7 protein-coding genes and 1 pseudogene are annotated in these 5486 nt (G+C 75.1%); 2 read left to right on the top strand and 6 right to left on the bottom strand.

Annotated features, from left to right (window positions below; translation table 11 throughout):
• The 4 genes and pseudogenes from NH602_RS27525 to NH602_RS27540 form a co-directional block, all read right to left on the bottom strand.
• Positions 1–774: pseudogene (locus NH602_RS27525) on the bottom strand (hypothetical protein); the annotation flags it as partial.
• 71 nt (positions 775–845) lie between these two features.
• Positions 846–1037, bottom strand: a complete 192-nt coding sequence (locus tag NH602_RS27530; protein ID WP_062396337.1) for a ferredoxin — start codon at positions 1035–1037, stop codon at positions 846–848.
• Positions 1037–2455: a fatty acid desaturase gene (locus NH602_RS27535; protein WP_253069314.1), complete on the bottom strand. Its 1419-nt coding sequence runs from the start codon at positions 2453–2455 to the stop codon at positions 1037–1039. Before NH602_RS27535 ends, NH602_RS27530 begins: the two co-directional genes overlap by 1 nt.
• 131 nt (positions 2456–2586) lie before the next feature.
• Entirely contained in the window at positions 2587–2793 is a 207-nt protein-coding gene (locus tag NH602_RS27540) for a hypothetical protein (RefSeq protein ID WP_253069315.1), read from the bottom strand.
• A 242-nt stretch (positions 2794–3035) separates the two neighbouring features.
• Between NH602_RS27540 and NH602_RS27545 the strand changes: the two genes are divergently transcribed.
• Both NH602_RS27545 and NH602_RS27550 read left to right on the top strand, forming a co-directional pair.
• Positions 3036–3236, top strand: coding sequence for a three-helix bundle dimerization domain-containing protein (locus tag NH602_RS27545; RefSeq protein ID WP_179762283.1), 201 nt, complete (start codon positions 3036–3038; stop codon positions 3234–3236).
• Positions 3237–3285: 49 nt separating this feature from the next.
• Positions 3286–3519 carry a hypothetical protein gene (locus tag NH602_RS27550; RefSeq protein ID WP_253069316.1) on the top strand — a complete coding sequence of 78 codons (234 nt, stop codon included), beginning with the start codon at positions 3286–3288 and terminating at the stop codon, positions 3517–3519.
• Positions 3520–3731: 212 nt separating this feature from the next.
• Here NH602_RS27550 and NH602_RS27555 read toward each other — a convergent pair whose 3' ends face one another.
• Both NH602_RS27555 and NH602_RS27560 read right to left on the bottom strand, forming a co-directional pair.
• Positions 3732–4988 carry an aminotransferase class V-fold PLP-dependent enzyme gene (locus NH602_RS27555; protein ID WP_179762282.1) on the bottom strand — a complete coding sequence of 419 codons (1257 nt, stop codon included), beginning with the start codon at positions 4986–4988 and terminating at the stop codon, positions 3732–3734.
• Positions 4985–5486 (bottom strand): CdaR family transcriptional regulator (locus NH602_RS27560; protein WP_253069317.1); only part of this gene is annotated, 502 nt, incomplete at its 5' end. The genes NH602_RS27560 and NH602_RS27555, both read right to left, overlap by 4 nt.

Below are 5486 nucleotides of genomic sequence, written 5' to 3' on the forward strand. Positions count from 1 at the left end.
GACCGACACCGGTCCGGGCGGCAGGGTCACCGGCCCGCCCGTGCCCGGGTACCAGGCCCAGGAGGTGACCGCGTCCGGGGCGACGACGAGCGGGGCGCGGGTGCAGCCGAGGGCGGCGCCGACGTCGCCGACGGCACGTTCCAGGGCCCGGCCGGGATCGGGGGCGTCCTGGTCGACCCAGAGCACCGCGGCCAGGTGCTCCCCCGCGACCGGGTGCCCGAGCGCCGCCTCGACCTCGGTGACGGTGCCGCCGCGCCCGGCGAGCACCGCGTCGACCATCGCGAGCCGGGCCGCGTCGCGGCGGCGGACCCAGCCGTCGCGTTCGGCCTGGTGGACCGCGACCATCTCCTCCGAGACCCGGTCGACGTAGCCGAAGGTGACCGCGGTGAGCGCACGGACGGCCTCCCCGACCTCGGTCGTCCCCAACCCGGACCCGGCGATGCGGCCGATGAGCTCCTGCTGGAACACCGACTGGCCCAGCCGGTAGGCCCGCAGGACGACCGTGACCGGGACCCCCTGCTGGGCGAGTCGGCGGGCGAGCTCCCCGGCGACCGGGGGGAGCGGCACGTCGTCCTGGGCCCGGCCGGTCAGCACGACCAGCGCTCCTTCCAGCGAGCCCTGCACGGTGGCGACCAGCAGCTCGCGCACGCGGGGGTCGCGGCCGAGCTCGGGCAGCCCGGCATCGATCTCGACGAGCACCCGCGCACCGAGCGCCTCGACGTCGCCGTGGACCTCGGTGGCGAGGCGGGCGAGCAGGGCGGTCACCGTCGACACGGGACCGACCGTAGCGCGACGCCCGTCCGGCTCCGGGGATCCGGGGCCGGGCGGGCGTCGCGACCCGGCGCTCAGTTCTCCAGGGCCAGTGCGCGGGCGGGGCAGGCGCGGACGGCGGCGTCGACGTGGGCCCGCTCGGACTCGGGCGGGTGCTCGTCGCGGACGACGACCACGTCGTCCTCCCCCACCTCGAACCAGCCGTCGGCCATGGCCTCGCACATCCCGATGCCCTGGCAGGCGTCGAGGTCGGCGACGATGCGCATCAGACCTCCTCGGTGGTCAGCGCGACGAAGTCGACCTTTTCGCGGACCCCGCAGTCCGGGCAGCACCAGTCGTCGGGGACCTGCGACCACGGGGTTCCCGCCGGGAAGCCCTCGGCCTCGTTGCCCGCGGCGACCTCGTAGGTGTACCCGCAGCCGGGGCAGCGGGCCGCGGTGACGGCGTCGCTCTGCGCGCGGCGGGTGACGTCGGCGGCGGTGTCGGCGGCCGGGGCCGGGTCGGCGGGCGGCGGGTAGGCGGCGAGCAGCGTGTCACGCTTGCCGGGCTGCAGGTTGGCGTAGCGCAGGTCGCCGTCGTAGTGCGCCACCACCAGCGGGTCCATCAGCCGGCGGAACACCGGCGGGACGGTCGCGGCCAGCATCATCCCGGTGTAGCCGGTCGGCAGGACCGGGGCCTCCGGGAAGTCGCGCAGCGTCTGGAACCGGCGGACCGGGTTCGCGTGGTGGTCGGAGTGTCGCTGCAGGTGGTAGAGCAGCACGTTGGTGGCGATGTTGTTGGAGTTCCAGGAGTGCTCGGGCAGCACGCGCTCGTAGCGGCGGCGGTCCGGCGGGCCGACCTTCTGGCGCAGCATCCCGTAGTGCTCCATGTAGTTCACCAGCTCGAGCAGGGTGAACCCGAAGACGGCCTGGATCAGCAGGTAGGGCAGCACGCCCCAGCCGAACGACGCGATGATCGCGCCCCACAGCACCACCGACATCAGCCAGGCGTTGAGGACGTCGTTGCCGATCCGGAACGGGTGCCGGTCGCGGCGGGCGTAGCGCTTGCGCTCCAGGCGCCAGGCGCTGGTCAGCGAGCCGAACACGGTACGCGGCCAGAACCGGTAGAAGCTCTCGCCCATCCGGGCCGAGGCCGGGTCGTCCGGGGTGGAGACGCGCACGTGGTGGCCGCGGTTGTGCTCGACGTAGAAGTGGCCGTAGAACGCCGGGGCGAGCGCGATCTTGGCGGCCCAGCGCTCCACGTCCTCGCGCTTGTGGCCCAGCTCGTGGGCGGTGTTGATGGCGACGCCGGCGACGGTGCCGAGCGTGACCGCGAGACCGATGTTGCCGACGACCGGCGCCCCGGCGGTGGCGATGTAGAGCATCCCGGCGAACAGGCCCGCGTACTGCAGCGGGAGGTAGGCGTAGGTGACCCAGCGGTAGTAGCGGTCCTCCTCCAGTTCCTCCATCACCTCGTCCGGCGGATTCGTCGGGTCCTTGCCCGCGAACAGGTCGATCGTCGGAACGATGCCGAGCACGACGATCGGACCCAGCCACAACGCCACCGACCAGCCGGTGGCCAGGTGCAGACCGATCGCGAGGAACGGCAGGACCGGGACCAGCAGGCCCAGCAGCCAGGCGTAGCGCTTGCCGTCGTGCCAGGTGTGGTGACCGTTCACCGGTTCGGACAGTGCATAGGTCCGCATCGGATTTCCTCCTCGCGTCGGCTCTGACGGAACGATGGAGCAGACGGTAGGGAGATCGGCGCACGATTCCTCGGTCGTCGGGACCGAAGATCGGCGCCCCGTTCGGTCCCGCGGACCGAACGCGCAGCTGGTCAGCGGTCCCAGCGGAACAACCGGACCGCGCCCACCACCCCGACCAGCACACCGACCAGCACCGCGACGACCAGCCCGACGACGGCGCCGGTGTCCGGCGGGACCCCGCGCCACGCCGTCCCGAGCAGCTCCGACGTCGCACCGCAGGGCAGGGTCGCTCCGATCTCGGCGAGCGGTCTGGGCAGTCTCCGCGGGTCGCCGAACATGCCGGACAGTGCCTCGTGCGGCCCACCCCAGAACGGGAACAGGGTGTCACGATCGCGCTCCGTGGTCGTGGGTTCACCCGTCCCGACGCGATTGAGGCGCCACTCCCGGGGTACCTACCCCTCGGCCGGGTGAAGATCGACGGAAGGATCGTCATGACCGACACGCAGATGGGTATCCGCTCCGGAGTCCGTTCGTGTCGTCGTCGGACGCACACCTGCCGCCGGTCCGCCGGTGGCCTGCGGTGACGCCGGAGCTCGCCCGGGCCACCGACGCCGTCACCCGGCTGGTCGACGAGCTCGGCCCGGCCATCAGCCGGGACGCCGTGGTCGCCGCCGTCGCGCAGGCCTGCGACGACCTGCGGGGCAGCCCGGTGGGCGCGCTGCCCGAGCTCGTGGAGCGCCTGGCCCGGGTCCGCCTGGACCAGCCGACCGTCGGGCTCTGAGGCCTCCGCACCCGGTATGGGCCTCGCGGCGTCCGGGTATCCCCATCGGGTGAGCGACGACCAGAACGACACCGGACGCGAGAGCCCCCCGATCGACCCGGAACGCGCACTCGACGAGCTCGAGGAACGGGTGCTCGGCCGGCGGATCGACGCCGGGGACACCGAGGCCGGTCGCGAGGAGTCCGCGGACACCACGTCGGAGGGCGCGGCCGAGCCGGGACCGGTCGAGGGCGCCGGGGAGCCGGACGACGCCGGGACCGGGGTCGACGCCCCGACCGACTGAGCCGGCACCCCCGCCGGAGCCGCCGCCCCCGTACCCCGCGGAGGGTCCCGGCAGGACTTCCGGGGACACGCGATCCCGCGGCAGTACCGGTCGGGGCTGTCGGCGCGGCGGCGCGCGCAGGTCCGTGAGGGCCCGCTACATCATCGGCCGCACGGCACAGAGCTCGGGGAAGTAGGTGAGGTTCGGCGGCCGGGTGTTCGTGCGGCCGTCGCTCATCGGGCGACCTCCTCGGCGAACGCGGTCATCCCGGCCAGGACCTCGGCGAACGAGGTCGACAGCGGCGCGAGCCCGATCCGGATGCCGTCCGGGGCCCGGAAGTCCGGGATGACCCCCCGCTCCCACAGCCGGGCGTTGACCTGGGCGAGGTCCTCGCGGCGCAGCGTGACGTGCCCGCCGCGGCGGTCCGGGTCGCGCGGTGAGGCCACGGTGACGCCGTGCGGGGCGAGCAGGGTGTCGGCGAGGTCGAGGGCGAACCCGGTGAGCCGCACCGACTTGGCGCGGACGGCGTCGATCCCGGCCTGCTCCAGCAGCTCCACCCCGCACTCCAGCGGCACCGACGCCAGCACCGGCGGGGTGCCGGACAGCAGGGCGCGCACGTCGGGCGCCGGCTCGTGGCCGGGTCCCATCGCGAACGGCGCGCGGTGGCCGAACCAGCCCGTGATCGGCTGGCGCAGCGTCGTGGTGTGCCGGGCGGCGAGGTAGCCGAACGCCGGGGCGCCCGGGCCGCCGTTCAGGTACTTGTAGCCGCAGCCGACGGCGAGATCGGCGCCCCACGCGTCGAGCCGGACCGGGACCGACCCGACCGAGTGCGACAGGTCCCAGAGCACCAGGGCGCCGGCGTCGTGGGCGGTCCGGGTGATCGCGGGCGCGTCGGCGAGGAACCCGGAGCGGTAGGCGACGTGGGACAGCAGCACCAGCGCCGTGTCCGGCCCGACGGCGGCCGCGACCTGCTCGGGCGTCACGCCCGAGGCCGGGTCGGAGGTGATCCACCGCAGGACCGCGCCGCGCTCGGCGGCGATGCCCTCGAGCACGTAGCGGTCGGTCGGGAAGTTGTCGGTGTCGACGACGATCTCGCGGCGCCCCGCCGCCGCCTGGTGGTCGACGGCGGCCCGGGCCAGCTTGTAGAGCAGCACGGTCGTGGAGTCGGCGACGACGACCTGCCCCGGCGCGGCACCGAGCGCGGCCGCCCCGATCCGGTCCCCCAGGCTGCGCGGCCGGTCGACCCAGCCCTCGTCCCAGCCGCGGATCAGCCGGGTGCCCCAGTCCGCGCGCACGAACCGCTCCATCCGCTCGGCCGTCGCCTGCAGCGGGCGGCCGAGGGAGTTCCCGTCGAGGTAGGCGACGACGCCGTCGGCGGGCAGGAACCGGTCGCGGTACCCGGCGAGCGGGTCCTCGGCGTCGAGCCCCGCCGCGACGGCCGCGAGGTCGGTGCCGAGGTCGGTGGTCGGGTCGGTGCTGCGGTCGGTCACGGTGTCCCCTCCGGTCGCGGTGTGCCCAGACGGTGCAGCCGCAACGCGAGCTGCAGCTCCAGCCCGTGGTCCGGGTCCTGCCAGCGCGGCCCCAGCAGCGACGCGACCCGGTCGAGCCGCTGGGCCACGGTGTTCACGTGCACGTGCAGCGCCGCCGCGGCCCGGGTCGGGCTGGCGCCCGCGGCGTAGTAGGCCTCCAGGGTGCGCAGCAGCTCGCTGCCGCGGCGCGCGTCGTGCTCGGCGACGGGCCCGAGGATGCCGCGCACGTACCCGGCGACGTCCGGGCGCTCGCCGAGCAGCAGCCCGGCGAACCCGAGATCCGACGCCGACGCGCACTCCCCCTCCCGGTCCAGCGCGACCAGCGCCTCCGCCGAGCGACGGGCCTCGGCCAGCGCCGCGTCCGCACCGTCGGCCGGCTGCAGCGGGCCGGCGCCGCCGACCGTCACCGCCCCGTCGGGGTCCTGCTCCGACGCCGGACGCGCGAGCCGGGCACCGGCC

The organism is Pseudonocardia sp. McavD-2-B (genome assembly GCF_024124365.1).
Lineage (GTDB): Bacteria > Actinomycetota > Actinomycetes > Mycobacteriales > Pseudonocardiaceae > Pseudonocardia > Pseudonocardia alni.

Excerpts from the sequence above, each read along its gene's own strand:
- NH602_RS27540 (WP_253069315.1), bottom strand. The coding sequence starts at position 2,793 with ATGTTCGGCGACCCGCGGAGACTGCCCAGACCGCTCGCCGAGATCGGA.
- NH602_RS27535 (WP_253069314.1), bottom strand. The coding sequence starts at position 2,455 with ATGCGGACCTATGCACTGTCCGAACCGGTGAACGGTCACCACACCTGG.
- NH602_RS27530 (WP_062396337.1), bottom strand. The coding sequence starts at position 1,037 with ATGCGCATCGTCGCCGACCTCGACGCCTGCCAGGGCATCGGGATGTGC.